This is a genomic window from Vagococcus acidifermentans, from assembly GCF_003987655.1.
GTDB lineage: Bacteria > Bacillota > Bacilli > Lactobacillales > Vagococcaceae > Vagococcus_B > Vagococcus_B acidifermentans.
On sequence record NZ_NGKC01000017.1, the window covers coordinates 38840 to 54701 of the forward strand.

The window sequence follows — 15862 nt, forward strand, 5'->3', positions numbered from 1 at the left end:
ATGATTAACAGTGAACAATTCAGAAAGGATTTTCCTATTCTGTTCCAAGAAGTAAACGATGAGCCGCTTGTTTATCTGGACAATGCGGCAACAGCACAAAAGCCTGTTCAAGTGCTGGAAGTGCTGAAGCATTATTATGAACATGACAACGCAAACGTTCACCGCGGCGTCCACACGCTGGCGGAACGGGCGACTGCCGGTTATGAGGCAGCCCGTGAAAAAGTCAGACAGTTCATCAATGCAAAAGAAACGGCAGAAGTCTTGTTTACTCGCGGCACTACTACGGGGCTGAACTGGGTAGCTGCCAGTTACGGCGATGCCAATGTCCAAGAGGGCGACGAAATCGTCATTTCACGCATGGAGCACCATTCCAACGTCGTACCGTGGCAAGAGCTGGCCAAACGCAAAAAAGCTGTGCTGACGTATATTGATTTGACTCCTGAAGGATTTTTAGATATGGCAGATGCCAAACGTAAAATCACTGAACGGACAAAAATCGTGTCGGTTGCCCACGCTTCGAATGTGCTGGGTGTCATCAACCCGATTAAAGAACTGGCAGAGTTGGCGCATGCGAAAGGGGCCGTGCTGGTAGCAGACGGTGCCCAGTCCGTACCGCATATGGCGGTTGATGTACAAGCACTGGATGCAGATTTTTATGCGTTCAGCGGCCATAAAATGTGCGGACCGACAGGCATTGGTGTGCTGTACGGCAAACGCGATATACTGGAAAAAATGGCGCCGATTGAGTTTGGCGGGGAAATGATCGACTTCGTCTATGAGCAGGAAAGCACATGGACGGAACTGCCATGGAAATTTGAAGCAGGGACACCAAATATTGCCGGCGGGATAGCTCTTGGTGCCGCAGTGGATTATTTGAGCGAAATCGGAATGGACGCCATTCACGAGCATGAAGCGGAACTGGTCCGTTATGTGTTGCCGAAGTTGCAACAAATCGAAGGACTTAGAATTTTCGGTCCGTCCAATCCAGAGCAGCATACAGGTGTAATTGCCTTTAACATTGAAGGACTGCATCCGCATGACGTCGCGACAGCCATGGACATGCAAGGGATTGCCGTTCGTGCGGGACATCACTGTGCCCAGCCGCTGCTCTCTTATTTGGATGTGCAGTCCACTGCCAGAGCAAGCTTTTACTTTTACAATACCAAAGAAGATGCAGATCGACTCGTAGAAGCGATTATCGCAACAAAGGAGTTCTTTAAAGATGGCCTTATCTAAACTGGACAATCTCTACCGGCAAGTGATACTGGATCATACGAATCATCCGCACCGCAAAGGTGTGCTGGATGAAGCGACAAGCCAAATTGAGCTGAACAACCCGACTTGCGGTGATGTGATCCAGTTGCAGCTGGTTATCGAAGATGGTGTGATTAAAGATATCCGTTTTGACGGCAGCGGCTGTTCCATCAGCATGGCCAGCGCCAGTATGATGACGGATGCTGTCATCGGCAAAACGGAAAAAGAAGCAATTGAGATTATCGGCTCATTCTTAGAGCTTGTACAAGGACATGACGTGGCAAATAAGGATGACTTGAAAGATGCCCAGCTGTTGTCTGGCGTCGCGAAATTTCCGACCCGGATTAAATGTGCGACACTGGCGTGGAAAGCGCTGGAGCGAGGTATCTTGCAGCAAGAGCGTACAACTGTCGAGGGACAGTTGCATACGGAAGATTAAGGAGTGTGACAGGAATGAGCGATGTACCTGCATTAGAAGAATATAAATACGGATTTCACGATGATGTAAAACCTGTGTTCACTACTGGAGAAGGGTTGAGCGAAGACATCGTCCGTGAAATTTCAGAAGCCAAAGAAGAACCAGAGTGGATGCTTGAATTCCGCCTGAAATCGTTGGAAATCTTCAATAAAATGCCCATGCAAAAATGGGGACCTGACTTATCAGACATTGATTTTGAAAAACTGAACTATTTTCAGCGGGCAAGCGACCGCCCTGTAAGAGACTGGGAAGATGTGCCGGATAAAATCAAAGAAACCTTTGAACGAATCGGTATTCCGGAAGCAGAAAGAAAATATTTGGCCGGAGCCTCCGCCCAATATGAATCAGAAGTGGTCTACCACAACATGAAAGAAGAATTCCAAAAACTGGGTATTGTCTTTACAGACACCGATTCGGCATTGAAAGAGTACCCTGATTTATTTAAAAAATATTTTTCCAAAATCGTGCCGCCGACTGACAATAAACTGGCTGCACTGAACTGCGCCGTTTGGTCAGGAGGCACATTCATCTACGTGCCGAAAGGGGTCAAAGTGGACGTGCCGCTGCAGACCTATTTCCGGATCAATGCGGAAAACACCGGGCAGTTCGAGCGGACACTGATCATCGTGGACGAAGGGGCAAGCGTGCACTATGTCGAAGGCTGTACCGCACCAACCTATTCAAGCAACAGCTTGCACGCCGCAATCGTGGAAATATTTACCCATAAAGATGCGTATACCCGCTACACGACCATTCAGAACTGGTCGGACAACGTCTACAACCTTGTAACTAAACGGGCAAAAGCGTACGAAGGTGCAACCGTTGAGTGGATTGACGGCAACCTCGGTGCTAAGACGACCATGAAGTACCCAAGTGTTTATCTTGACGGCAAAGGCGCTCGCGGTACGATGTTGTCAGTTGCATTTGCCGGTGCCGGCCAAATTCAGGACACAGGGGCGAAAATGATTCATAATGCGCCGAATACGTCCAGCTCCATCGTCTCAAAATCTATTTCGAAAGATGGCGGAGAAGTCAACTACCGCGGACAAGTCACATTCGGCAAGAAGAGCCAAGGCTCCATCTCGCACATCGAATGCGATACAATCATCATGGATGAACTGTCCAAGAGCGACACCATCCCGTTCAACGAGTTTCACAACAGCCAAGTGGCTCTGGAACATGAAGCCAAAGTATCAAAAATTTCAGAAGAACAGCTGTACTACCTGATGAGCCGCGGCCTGTCAGAACAAGAAGCAACTGAAATGATCGTCATGGGCTTTGTTGAACCATTTACGAAAGAGTTGCCGATGGAATATGCGGTTGAGTTGAATCGGTTGATAAGTTATGAGATGGAAGGCAGTGTAGGCTAGACATTTTATATAGGCACTTCGTCAAATCGGACTGATAGTATCACCTATGAACATCGGAGTAAGGAATGGTTTCCCTTCTCCGGTGTTTTTTATTTTATTTGAATCAACCCACTCAGCAAAAAGATGCGTGTGGGCATATTGGTAAAGCTTCTAAAGCCATAAGCGATTCGTTTTAAGGTCTTAATACACGTTTTTTAACCGACCATTGGAATACGGTGTGGTGAAGGCTAGGTGAATACCACTCTCGTATTTGAAAAAGGGGTTGCCATACCAATGCCTTGCTACAGGCTGAGTTACCGGCTTTTGACTCTGTTTTCTTTTCTCTCTGAATAATTGATAAAAAGCTTCAACTATTAGCAATCCAAAAGCTAGTCTCGTTTTGGACTATCCTAATTCTATGGTAACATTATTATTCATAAACTATTTTTTTCTTTTTTTATCAACTGCAAAAAATTTAACTTCTTTAGTTTCTGGATCGATCGAAGCTTGTAGCTCAATGTCTCCAAATACTTTAAATTGATTGTGCTCAACAGGATATAACCTGATAAATTTCCCCTCACGAGTTCTAACATTGTACCATTGTTCCTTTTTCATGAGTTTCTCACCTCCGTTGACAATGATTTTACAAGATCATGAATTAAGAAACATGAAACGAGTCTATAAGTTCGAAATTAAAAATTGTTAGTGCTGATTATACACAGTAATCATATGGTGAGGTAAGCTGGTGAAGGAACGCAACCAGGCGCAAGTTATAAACGTTTCAGAGGCAAGTTTTTAGACGTGTGCCAGAGAGGACCTTGGGATTTTGGGAAGATGATGCTGGCTTCGGTTTGTGGCTCTTGGTGTTTCATTTACATAACACCTATTTATTGGTTAATTGGGCAAGAAAGTATAACTAATGTATCTTACCGGTTTGATAAACATCTATCAGCCTGTCAAATTGTCGTTTTATTTTTTAGTTCGTACGTGTTTACAACAATCGCCATCTTACGCCGATTATACAAACGTACATACTTGTCGCAAACCAAGAGCAGTATGAAAAATAAAAAAATCTGGTTATCTACATCGATAAACAGACTGTAATATGCTAATAAATTTTATGTGTTGACGACTATTTTTCAAAATAAAACAAAAAGGTTCAAAACAGTTTCCTGCATGAACCTTTATATATCAACGTTTCGAAACTCATTCAAAACCGTTAAAATCTATTGGCGGGAATGTGTGGGAATCGAACCCACCCAAGAAGCTCCTAACTCCTCATACTGGTTTTGAAGACCAGAGGGCACACCAGAACCCATCCACTCCCACTAGAGAGTATAACATATAAGACAGGAAGTATTCAACTTAATTTTGAATATAAAAAACATCACATATAAATAAAAAAATGTTTAAAATATGTTATGATAATTTATGATAAATACCACTAACATATACCCATCTCGTAATTTTATAAACTTAAGTGAAGACTGTGAATCAACGAAATAATCAAGGAAAGCGGGGAGCTTATGAAGAAAAAAATAGTCGTGCCATCGATTACTGAAATGCTGCAAGCAGATCTCGCACAGGATTTGCTGTTGAATTACCCAAGAAATTTGGTTGTGGAACATTTCAGAAAGGCAGCGGATATTAGCCGTCACCAGCAGCTGACAGAAGAGGCGGAGCCAAAAACTGTCTCTGAGCTCATCAATGAAGCGAAGCGGACGATAGAAGCGGCATACCAGCCGACGCTTGTCCGTGTAATCAATGCAACCGGGACTGTTCTGCATACGAATTTAGGACGTGCCAGACTGTCGTCCAAGCTGAGGGAAGAGCTGGTTGATATTGCGTGCAACTATGTGAATGTTGAGTACACGCTAGAAACAGGTCAGCGCGGGTCCCGCTATGATCATTTGGAACAGACATTGACTAAACTGACTGGCGCGGAGGCGGCGCTTGTTGTGAATAACAATGCTGCCGCAGTGCTTTTGAGTTTGACGACATTGGCACAAGGAAAAGAGGTCATCGTTTCGCGGGGCGAACTCGTGGAAATCGGCGGTTCATTCAGGATTCCTGAAATCATGACGCTGGGCGGTTGTCTGCTGAAGGAGGTAGGCACGACAAATAAAACCCATCGCTTTGATTATGAACGGGCAATTGATGAAGATGAAACGGCGCTGCTTTTAAAAGTACACCGCAGTAATTTTTCGATTGTCGGATTTTCTGAAAGCGTGTCGTTGAAGGAACTGAAAGAAATCGGGCAAGAGGCAGGTCTGCCGGTGATGTATGATATGGGCAGCGGAAGTTTGCTGTCGCTTCAGCAGCATGGTTTGCCAGAGGAAGAAACCGTTCAGGACGCGCTGGCTGCTGGTGCAGATATCGTTACGTTCAGCGGCGACAAGCTGCTTGGCGGTCCCCAAGCCGGTGTGATTGTCGGAAAGAAAGAGTACATTGAACGGATGAAACGGCATCAGCTGACACGGGCGCTGAGGGTGGACAAGTTGACGATAGCGGCTCTGGAAGGGACGCTTCGCCAATATTTTGACGAGGAACAAGCGATTGCCAACATACCGACACTCCAGATGCTGGCGGTCTCCGACGATGTACTGAAAGCAAAAGCAGAAACATTGTGCCGGCTTCTGTCACAGCATGATTCACTGGCTGTCCGTCTGGAACAGGGGACTTCTAAAGTTGGCGGCGGTTCCATGCCTGAGCTTGAATTGCCGACATGGCTCGTTTCCGTGTCGCCAAAACAGATGTCTGTTACAGATTTTGTGACCGAGCTGCGTCATGGAAAAACCCCGGTCATCGCGCGAACTAAGTTTGATTTATGCTTGTTCGATGTCCGTACGATTACCGAGGATGAGCTGTCAATCGTGGCAGACGAAGTAGCAGCAGTGCTTTCGTAAAATGAAGAGCCGGAACGTTTTTCTCTCACCTGTCAGCAAAAGACGGGATGTGTGACAAATTTTTTGAAAATTTTTATTGCATAAATAAAAAAAGAATGATATATTGATTTTGCAATTTTGAATTGCGAACGAGAGAGGCATGGGAATAACTATTACTGCGCCAAACTTATTGCTGTTTTAAAGAACAGATTTGAAGTAGTAAAGGGGCTTTCGCGCCCATTGAAGAGATTCTGAAAAGGGTCGACTCAAATTTTTTATAACATAATGTACAGGAAATATCCGCATTATGCTTGTGAAAACGATCAGTGAGAGTGGTAAAAGTAATAGTTACTATACGAACTCAAACGTTCTACAATGACGAATATGCCAGATGACACATGTGTTGTGTTGTTTGACGTATGATTTCGTAGAGATTTAAACTCAAGCGGATGTGCATAAACTGTGCACGGTGCTTGAGTTTTTTTGTCTTTCGCACATGAAAAAAGAAGTTATCTGTAAAGAAGGTGGACCACATGACAGCACAAAACAGAGCTCCGATTGCTGAGGCATTGAAACAGTTTGAGAAAGCCAAAATTGTTCCTTTTGATGTGCCTGGACATAAACGGGGGAAGGGCAATTTGGAGCTGGCTGATTTTTTTGGGAAAAAAGCGGTGTCGCTTGATGTCAATGCGATGAAACCGTTGGACAATGTGACACACCCCGTTTCAATTATTAAAGAGGCTGAATTACTTGCGGCTGAGGCCTTTCAGGCGAAACACGCTTTTTTTATGGTCAATGGGACCACGTCAGCAGTGCAAAACATGATTTATGCCACGATACGCGCGGGCGAGAAAATAATTTTGCCGAGAAATGTTCATAAAAGCGTCATTAATGCACTGGTGCTCGGCGGCGGTGTGCCGGTTTATGTGGAAACGCCTGTTCTGAAAGAGTTGGAGATTGCTGCCGGCATGACATTGGCTGGCGTCAAACAAGCCATTCGTGAGCATCCCGATGCCAAGGCCGTTTTTGTTAATAATCCGACTTACTATGGCATTTGTTCGGATGTGATGGGAATTGCCCAGCTGGCGCATCAAGCCGGCATGAAAGTACTGGTCGACGAAGCCCATGGTGCGCATCTGTATTTCGGCAAAACGCTGCCGGTCAACGCGATGCTGGCAGGAGCGGACATGGCTGCAGTCAGCATGCACAAGTCCGGAGGTTCGCTGACTCAAAGTTCATTTTTACTGATTGGCGAAGGCATGGACAGTGAATATATGCGTCAAATTATTAATTTGACACAGACGACCAGTGCCAGCTATTTGCTGATGGCGAGTCTGGACATTGCCCGGAAAAATCTGGCGTTGAAAGGGGCCAAAATTTTTGAACGGGTGGCACTTCTGGCACAGTATGCCCGTGATGAAATCAATAGTATCGGCGATTATTACGCCTATGCAACAGAACTGATTGACCGCAGCGGCGTGTATGATTTTGATGTTACGAAGCTGTCAGTCAAAACGACAGATTTGGGACTGACTGGTGTTGAAGTGTATGACATGCTGCGTGATGAGTATGACATTCAAATTGAATTCGGCGACACTGCAAATATTTTGGCCTATATTTCAGTGGGCGACAGGGAACAGGATATTGAGCGGCTGGTCGGGGCTTTAAGCGAGATACGGCGGCGGTTTAAACGGGATAAAAAAGAGCTGTTGCCCTATCAGGAAATCGTGCCGCAAGTGATACTCAGCCCGCAGCAGGCTTTTTATGCTGACAAAGAGAAAACAGTGCTGGCTGCCAGTACGGGACGCATCAGTGGTGAAATGGTCATGTGTTACCCGCCTGGTATCCCGATTGTTGCCCCGGGCGAAAGAATTACCAGCGACATTGTGTCTTATATCGAGTACGCCAAATTCAAAGGTTGCTCTTTGATGGGGACAGAAGACGCCACAGTCGGCAGTATTTTAACTATTTCGGAAAATGAAGGGCGGTGTCATTGATGGATTTGTGGTTTTCAGAAGGGAAGCACCAGTCGGTTGATTTTTCAATCAAGGTGAATCAGCAGTTATACAGTCAAAAAAGCGCATTTCAGCAAATCGATATTTTTGAGTCCGATGTGTTTGGCCGTTTTTTATCACTTGACGGAGAAGTGATGATGACGGAGAAAGATGAATTTATTTACCATGAGATGATGGTACACGTGCCGATGTCCGTTCATCCAGATGTTAAAACAGTGCTGGTGATTGGCGGCGGTGATGGTGGGGTGGTGCGCGAGCTGGTCAAATACAATAGCATTGCACTGATTGATGTTGTCGAAATTGATGAGCTTGTGGTCCGGGCGTGTGAAGCATTTTTGCCAGCCACGGCCGCCAGCTTTCAGGATGCGCGTGTTCATCTGACTTTTCAGGACGGGCTGCGCTTTATCCGGCCGCTGTATGACCGGTACGATTTGATTATTGTGGATGGCACTGATCCGAATGGGTTGGGTGAAGTGCTGTTTACGAAAGAGTTTTACGGTAACTGCTACAAAGCTTTGCGTCCTGAAGGTATCTTAATCAACCAGCATGAAAGTCCCTTCTATCAGCAGGATGCGATAGCCGTGCAGAAAATTCATAGAAAGCTAACGGCCTCATTTCCAATCAGTCTCGTTTATCAGGCTCATGTTCCCAGTTATCCGTCAGGGCATTGGCTGTTTGGCTTTTCTTCCAAACGGTATCATCCGCTGGCAGATTTCAAGGATTCAGAAGGTGCAGACAGGCAATTGGCAACACGCTACTACAACCGGCCGTTGCACAAAGGTGCGTTTGCACTGCCAACCTATGTCAAGGAGTTGTTGGATTATGTTGAAGACAAATAGCGATACATTCATCGGCTGTGAGGCTGCTTTTACTGCGGCTGATATTGTGCTGTTCGGCGCACCGTTTGATTCCACAACCTCTTTTCGACCGGGAACGCGTTTTGCCAGCCGGTCGATTCGCGGTGATTCCTATGGTCTGGAAGTTTACAGCCCCTATCAGGACAAAGAACTGACAGATTATCACATATGCGATGCCGGCGACTTGGAACTGTCGTTTGGGCGCACTGATTTGGCTTTGTCAGATATTTCTGAAACGACTCGCATGATTTTGTCACACGGCAAACTGCCTTTTATGATTGGCGGAGAGCATCTGGTGACCCTGGGGGCTTTTCGGGCTGTTGCAGAGAAATATCCGGATGTCCATGTGATTCAGTTTGATGCTCATACTGATTTACGGCAGGAGTATCTTGGTGCGGAATTGTCGCACGCAACAGTTATCCGGCGAATTTGGGATGTGATCGGCGACGGGCGGATTCACTCTTTCGGCATCCGTTCAGGTGAAAAAGCGGAGTTTGAGTTTGCCAGAGCGCATACGCATCTGTACCCGTTTCACTTGAATCGGGTCGAGGAAGTTGTTCAAAAATTGACAGGAAAACCAGTGTATATCACGCTGGATTTGGATGTCCTTGACCCGGCAGTTTTTCCGGGGACGGGTACACCTGAGGCGGGCGGCGTTGATTTTATGACACTGCTTTCCGCTTTGCTGGCTGTCAGCAAGCTGCAAGTCGTTGGTGCGGACATGACTGAATTGTCGCCGCAATATGATTTAAGCGGCGCTTCGACAGCGACAGCATGCAAACTGGTAAGGGAATGGCTGCTGGCATTGTCAGCAAGACAATTATAAGGGGGAAACATAATGGGGAAAGTATTAGTGATTGGTGCAGGCGGTGTGGCAAATGTTGCGATTCATAAATGCGCACAGAACAGTGAGGTCTTTCAGGAAATATGTATTGCCAGCCGAACAAAGAGCAAGTGTGATGCAATCAAGGAAAAGCTGAAAGACAGCCCGGTCAAAATCACGACTGCGCAAGTTGATGCGGACAAAGTGGACGAACTGATTGCTTTAATTGAAGAAGTAAAACCAGATATTGTAATGAATTTGGCTCTGCCGTATCAGGATTTAACGATCATGGATGCGTGTCTGGCAACGAAAACACATTATCTGGACACTGCCAACTATGAACCGGAGGACACGGCTAAATTTGAATACAAATGGCAGTGGGCGTATCGCGAAAAATTTGAAAAAGCCGGCATCACAGCTCTGCTCGGGTCAGGATTCGATCCGGGAGTGACCAGCGTCTTTTCAGCGTATGCAATGAAGCATCATTTTGATGAAATCCACTATATTGATATTTTAGACTGCAATGCCGGTGACCACGGATATCCTTTTGCAACCAATTTCAATCCGGAAATCAACATTCGTGAAGTGTCGGCTAAAGGCAGTTATTGGGAAGCAGGACACTGGATTGAAACAGAGCCGATGGCCATAAAAAAAGTGTATGATTTTCCGCAAATCGGCCCTAAAGACATGTACTTGCTGCATCATGAAGAGCTGGAATCGCTGGCACTTCACATTAACGGTATTAAACGAATCCGTTTCTTCATGACGTTCGGCGAGAGCTACCTGACACATTTAACCTGTTTAGAAAACGTCGGCATGACGTCGATTGAACCGATTATGTATGAGGGAAGGGAGATTGTGCCGCTGCAATTTTTGAAAGCCGTCTTGCCGGATCCGTCATCTTTAGGCCCGCGGACAAAAGGAAAAACCAATATCGGCTGCATTTTTACCGGTGTAAAAAACGGCAAGACTGTGCACTACTATGTGTACAATGTCTGTGACCATGAAGCATGTTACGAAGAAGTCGGCTCTCAAGCGGTATCTTATACGACGGGCGTCCCTGCGATGATCGGCGCTATGCTGGTGATGAACGGCACGTGGCAGAAACCCGGTGTGTATAACGTGGAAGAATTTGACCCAGATCCATTTATGGCGGCTCTTAACAAGTGGGGACTCCCTTGGCAGGAAGACTTTAACCCGACATTGGTGGAAGACTAATGACAGAAATAAACATGGAACCTGTTTTATCAGCAAAGACGCCGGCCTTTGTCGTATCAGAAGTACTGTTGAGAAAAAACTTGCAGCGGCTGGAGTATGTCCGTAAGCAGACGGGCTGTAAAATATTGCTGGCACAAAAAGCATTTTCGATGTTTCATTTTTATCCACTCGTCGCAGACTATCTTGACGGCTGTACAGCAAGTGGTTTATATGAGGCACGGCTGGGATTTGAAGAACTGGGCAAAGAAAACCATGTGTTTTCACCTGCTTATACTAGTCAGGAATTTGATGCGTTATTGGAGATGTGCGACCATCTTATTTTCAATTCATTTTCCCAGTGGCAGCAGTTCAGGGAAGCAGCTGTCCGAAGCGGTAAAAGCTGCGGCCTGCGCATTAACCCGGAATGTTCCACTCAAATCGGCCCGGCTATTTATGATCCGTGCAGTGCCGGCTCCCGTCTTGGAATAACAGCCGATCAATTCGACGGTCAGGATTTGTCAGGCATTGACGGTCTGCATTTTCATACACTATGCGAGCAGAATGCAGATGCGCTGGTCCGGACGCTTGAAGCCGTAGAACATAAGTTCAGCAGGTGCCTGAAGCAAATGAAATGGGTAAATTTTGGCGGAGGCCATCATATCACACGTGCCGACTACGATATCGAACTGCTTATCAAAACGATTCACACGTTTAAAGAAACATACGATGTCGAAGTATACTTAGAACCGGGAGAAGCGGTTGCCTTGAATGCCGGGTTTTTAGTGAGCACGGTGGTGGATATTGTGACCACACACGGTGTGCAAAATGCCATCCTGGATACATCGGCTACATGCCATATGCCGGATGTACTGGAAATGCCTTATCGGCCGACAGTGATCGGAAGCGGAAAAGCCGGGGAAAAGGCAAACACATACAGGCTTGGCGGTCCGACCTGTTTAGCTGGCGACATCATCGGGGATTATTCATTTGACCTTCCGCTGGAGCGGGGGACTAAAATCGTTTTCTGCGATATGGCTATTTACTCAATGGTTAAAACCAATACATTCAACGGCATGCCGCTGCCGTCGATTTACGCACTAACAGCCAGCGGCCAGCTGGAACTGGTCCGCGCGTTCGACTACCGGGATTTTAAAAATAGATTATCCTGATCCGTACAAGAAAAATATAGCACTTGTGAGCGGATGAAAGAAGCAAGGAGAACAAATAAAACATACCTTTAATCCCCATTGTTTAACAATAGGATCAAAGGTGTGTTTTTATTGTACTATTTAGTTTTAAGAATTAGTCATCTCATGAAATAAGCGTCATATTCATGAGACGGGCTGCGTTATTATAGAACGTTTTTTTGGCTATTTCAGGCTCATCAGCGAAGGCTTTTGCCATTTCTTGTACAGAATAGTCAATCCGCCCGAAAGGAGCATCGCTTCCAAAAAGAATTTTGTCTTCTCCCAATAGCTTGACACCATTTTTCATCATGTTAGCGGAACACATCGTTGTGTCAGTATAGACATTATCCAGATTTTTAACCATTGGAGCAAACTCCTCGATAAAGGTACAGCAATGAGCAGCCACCATCTTATAATTTGGAAATTTATGTGCCATTTCAACAAAACATTCTACCTTACTAAATTGAGGGTTTGTTTCAAATGGCTTGTCAGGCGTGTAATAAGGATTTGTTCCAACGTGCGAAATAATAGGCAAATCCGCATCTCCAAAAACACGAATAGCCGTTTCTGTCAAAGGATGATCCATGGAACGATTTTGTAAAGTGGGGTTCAGTTTCAAGCCTTTCGCGCCTCTTTTTATATCGTGTTGGAGCTTGTCTGTGAGTTGCTTTTCATCAAGACTATAGTCTATGGTCGAAAATACAATTAAACGTGAGTCCAACTTTGATGCTGCAAGATATTCTTCAAATGTTGTGTTTGGCCAGACAGGTAAGACTACGGCATATGTGATGTCCGCTTTATCCATCTCATGAGACATGTTTTCCAATGTCCATTCCCAACTTCGTTTTTGACCAGCCTCAATCAGCTGGCGCAAGTCTTCTTCATCGTCGATAATAAGCGGACGACTGTAGCCGGACTCTTCTGTTTCAAGAAAAGGGTCCTGATAGTTTCCTTTTTTTATGTTGGTCTTAAAGGTAATATTTTTATTTTCGTGAAAGATGTCACCTAAGTGTGTGTGAAAATCGATGATTTGTGGCATTTTTATTTTCCTTTCTATTTTGTTTAATGTCTCAACAGGTTGTCAATTTGCTCAATAAATGCAGAGGGACTGGTATTTGTAAATGATTTGAAATCACGTATCAAATGAGACTGGTCGGAGTAACCGTTTTCATAAGCGATAGTAGCAAAACACTGTTCGTCTTTTAAAAACATATCTTTTAAAACGTTTTGAAATCTGATAATCCGACTATAATAACTTGGTGGAAATCCAAAAATTTCTCCAAATTTCTGTCTGAAATACCGTTTTGAATAACCGACTTCTCGCTCCACGTAGTCCATTTTAGAAACTGTTTCATTGTTATCAGTATCTTCTGTGCAAAGGAGAACAATGACTTCATCAACTAAATGCGAGTCCACATCCAAAGTTAGCATCTCTTCTTCTTTAAAGCGCAAAAGCAGATCAATGCGTTCTTGAAAAGAAAAACAGTTTGTGAGACCAGAGATTAAGTTTTCGGCATTGGGATAAAGGTCAGTTATATCAGCGCTTTTGTTCAGTAAATCTGGAATAGGTGTATGTTTAGGACGCAACCCAAGTACAGAATAAGGTTTGCATGCAAAATAGGTGTGCCCTTTTGTCAGATGGATTCTACGTGACGTTAGATTGACACCTTGGAAGTAACCTTTAGCATAAAAAGGTTCACAGCAAAATATCATGTTACAACAAGCATCCGGTACAAGCAAAATGGTTTCGTCTTTTTTGGCTTCGAATTGATAAATCAGGGCGCTTTTTTTAATACACTGAGGATTCCACTCAACTAACTGTTCTTGATAATTTTTAGCAACTGCATGCAGATACGGCTGAAAAGGTGGTGTTGGTGCGCGAGTACCTGGCATAGTTGTGCTCATGTTTGTTCCTCCTTTAAGATGCCTGAAAACAATGGCTGCAGAAATCTAAGTCATCTGTATGAGTGATGTCTAGTTGAAACTGTTGGAATAGTGATTTTTAAAGCAAAAACAGCAGTTAGCATAATGATTAATTAACCTATCTATAATATATCAAGGAATACTTTTTTTCACAAAAATTATTAATAAAAACGATTATGCCGTTTTTTCCAATCTTTGTGACTAACGATTGTATAAACTAGATGATAGGTGATACGATTTGTTCATTAATCTTATTTTATGCCTTCATTTGTAAAATTGTATAGAAAAAAACGGAAATCAAAAAACGTGTATAAGTATCGGGTTCTATCGCGTGACAAGATTTTTTGGCTAATGTGGGTAACTGCTGTGACCATTGTCTGCTTAGGAAATCAGAAAGGGAGAATTAAAATGAATAAAAGAGAAAGTATTGATCAAATCGTTGCTCTAGTCACTCATTATGCAGAGGCAGTATACAATGGAGATGCGGAAAAATTAAAGGAAACATTTCATAAAGATGCGCGGATGAATGGTTTTATGGGGGACTCGTTACAGCTGGGCACGCCCGAGTCGTTTTTTGAAGAAATTGCAAACAACCCAGCCATGAAAGACCCATTTAAAGCAACCATAACTCATTTAGCTGTTACTGGCAACATTGCGACAGTCATTGTTTATGCAACAGGATTTTTTGGTGAAGGAATTGTAGAAGACCATTTTCAATTGATTAGAGATGAAAACAATGAATGGAAAATCATTGCAAAATGCTTTACCACACTGTAATGAAATCAGATGGCAAGGAGGTATGAGAGAGGAGGTAAAAACGTGAATTCCACTCAACAAAAAAGTAATATCAAGCTAAAAATAGCAATTCTTTCAGTAGCTGCAGTCGCTATGGCCAATGCATTCATTTCTCCAGCACTGGCAGAAATAGCTAAGGCATTTCCGGAAGTCAGTATGACGAATATCCAGTTGATCATGACATTTGCAATGTTAGGTCAATTTCCTTTCACCTTGATTACAGGAATATTGGGGAACCGAATCAATAATAAGATTCTAGTGCTATTAGGACTGATAAGTTTAATTATCGGCGGTATTCTTCCTTACTTTTTAAATAAAAGTATTACGTTTTTGTACATTGGTTCGGCCTTTATGGGCGTCGGGCAAGGTATTCTGTTAACAATGCTTAGTACGATTATTTCAAAATACTTTTCCGGAGAAGAACGAAGTCAAATGTTTGGCTGGCAAAACTCTTTTACTAATGGCGGTAACATGATAATGGCTTTAATAGGCGGCTTTTTAGCAAGTACCCTATGGAAAAATGTGTATTTAGCAACCATACTTTGTATCCCGTCATTACTGCTTGTTCTTTTTTGGCTGCCATCCGAAAAAGAGGATTCAGAAAAGACGACCATCAAAGAAAAAGGAAGTACCATTGCACTCAGCGCAATTCCAGTTGTCATTTTGATGCTAGTTTTTGCAATAGGATTTGCAACTATTATCCTTAATTCGGCTATGCTCATAAACGACAAAGGGTTGGGCGGAGCTGATATTGCAGGGCTGATGGTGTCTTTGTCCGGTTTAGTAAGTGTCGGCGGCGGCTTATTGTATAAGTACGTCATGAGAATAAGCAAATCATTTATTCTTTGTGTCGGCGCGCTTTGCCTAGCATCTGGATTGTTTATTGGTTATTTTTCCAGTCAAATCGTTATCTATTTTATAGGTTCAGCTTTAGTGTATTTAGGTTTTACATTCGGGTTTTCAGGCTGTATGTGGACAGGCTACACTGGACTAGACAATAAAAATAAGGTGTGTAAACTATAATAAAACACACTGGAGGAATCAACATGTCAGAACGTAGACCGAGACGGACATTTACCAAGGAATTTAAACAGCAAAT

Annotated in this window: 14 protein-coding genes, 1 tRNA gene and 1 pseudogene; 11 read left to right on the plus strand and 5 right to left on the minus strand. The window is 44.0% G+C overall.

All coding sequences use genetic code 11. The features are described 5' to 3' along the window. Genes CBF27_RS12290 through sufB form a run of 3 tightly spaced genes read left to right on the plus strand, consistent with a single transcriptional unit; the run spans position 1 to position 3102 of the window. Positions 1–1236: a cysteine desulfurase gene (locus CBF27_RS12290; RefSeq protein WP_126814763.1), complete on the plus strand. Its 1236-nt coding sequence runs from the start codon at positions 1–3 to the stop codon at positions 1234–1236. Then, a complete protein-coding gene (gene sufU / locus CBF27_RS12295) occupies positions 1223–1693 on the plus strand; it encodes a Fe-S cluster assembly sulfur transfer protein SufU (protein ID WP_126814743.1) in 471 nt (156 codons plus the stop codon). The genes CBF27_RS12290 and sufU overlap by 14 nt, the downstream gene beginning before the upstream one ends. Positions 1694–1707: 14 nt before the next feature. Beyond that, positions 1708–3102: a Fe-S cluster assembly protein SufB gene (gene sufB, locus CBF27_RS12300; RefSeq protein ID WP_126814745.1), complete on the plus strand. Its 1395-nt coding sequence runs from the start codon at positions 1708–1710 to the stop codon at positions 3100–3102. Between the two features lie 89 nt (positions 3103–3191). Here the strand turns inward: sufB and CBF27_RS14545 are convergent. From CBF27_RS14545 to CBF27_RS14210, 3 genes and pseudogenes are all read right to left on the minus strand, one after another. Next, positions 3192–3354, minus strand: a pseudogene (locus CBF27_RS14545) (transposase); the annotation flags it as partial. 168 nt (positions 3355–3522) lie between these two features. Continuing rightward, positions 3523–3696, minus strand: coding sequence for a hypothetical protein (locus CBF27_RS14205; protein ID WP_170175113.1), 174 nt, complete (start codon positions 3694–3696; stop codon positions 3523–3525). Positions 3697–4311: 615 nt separating this feature from the next. Further along, positions 4312–4408: transfer RNA gene (locus tag CBF27_RS14210), tRNA-Sec, on the minus strand. 199 nt (positions 4409–4607) lie between these two features. On the opposite strand from CBF27_RS14210, the gene selA reads away from it, so the two are divergent. From selA to nspC, 6 genes are all read left to right on the plus strand, one after another. Next, a complete protein-coding gene (selA, locus tag CBF27_RS12310) occupies positions 4608–5987 on the plus strand; it encodes an L-seryl-tRNA(Sec) selenium transferase (protein WP_126814747.1) in 1380 nt (459 codons plus the stop codon). 512 nt (positions 5988–6499) lie between these two features. After that, the gene (locus CBF27_RS12315) at positions 6500–7963 is read left to right on the plus strand and encodes an aminotransferase class I/II-fold pyridoxal phosphate-dependent enzyme (protein WP_126814749.1); all 1464 of its coding nucleotides are present in this window, start codon (positions 6500–6502) and stop codon (positions 7961–7963) included. Next, on the plus strand, positions 7963–8820 hold the full coding sequence (gene speE, locus CBF27_RS12320; protein WP_126814751.1) for a polyamine aminopropyltransferase: 858 nt from the start codon (positions 7963–7965) through the stop codon (positions 8818–8820). The genes CBF27_RS12315 and speE overlap by 1 nt, the downstream gene beginning before the upstream one ends. Then, positions 8804–9664 (plus strand): agmatinase, encoded by an 861-nt coding sequence (speB, locus tag CBF27_RS12325; RefSeq protein ID WP_211334665.1) that lies wholly within the window; start codon positions 8804–8806, stop codon positions 9662–9664. Before speE ends, speB begins: the two co-directional genes overlap by 17 nt. Before the next feature lie 12 nt (positions 9665–9676). Next, the gene (locus tag CBF27_RS12330; RefSeq protein ID WP_126814753.1) at positions 9677–10879 is read left to right on the plus strand and encodes a saccharopine dehydrogenase family protein; all 1203 of its coding nucleotides are present in this window, start codon (positions 9677–9679) and stop codon (positions 10877–10879) included. Then, positions 10879–12027, plus strand: coding sequence for a carboxynorspermidine decarboxylase (gene nspC, locus CBF27_RS12335; RefSeq protein WP_245986082.1), 1149 nt, complete (start codon positions 10879–10881; stop codon positions 12025–12027). Before CBF27_RS12330 ends, nspC begins: the two co-directional genes overlap by 1 nt. Positions 12028–12169: 142 nt before the next feature. Here nspC and CBF27_RS12340 read toward each other — a convergent pair whose 3' ends face one another. Further along, positions 12170–13084, minus strand: coding sequence for an amidohydrolase family protein (locus tag CBF27_RS12340; RefSeq protein ID WP_126814755.1), 915 nt, complete (start codon positions 13082–13084; stop codon positions 12170–12172). Positions 13085–13107: 23 nt separating this feature from the next. After that, complete coding sequence (locus CBF27_RS12345; protein WP_126814757.1) at positions 13108–13950, minus strand: helix-turn-helix domain-containing protein; 843 nt, start codon at positions 13948–13950, stop codon at positions 13108–13110. A 426-nt stretch (positions 13951–14376) separates the two neighbouring features. On the opposite strand from CBF27_RS12345, the gene CBF27_RS12350 reads away from it, so the two are divergent. Both CBF27_RS12350 and CBF27_RS12355 read left to right on the plus strand, forming a co-directional pair. After that, positions 14377–14745, plus strand: coding sequence for a nuclear transport factor 2 family protein (locus CBF27_RS12350; protein WP_126814759.1), 369 nt, complete (start codon positions 14377–14379; stop codon positions 14743–14745). 42 nt (positions 14746–14787) lie between these two features. Then, a complete protein-coding gene (locus CBF27_RS12355) occupies positions 14788–15786 on the plus strand; it encodes an MFS transporter (protein ID WP_170175114.1) in 999 nt (332 codons plus the stop codon). Positions 15787–15862: the final 76 nt, after the last annotated feature.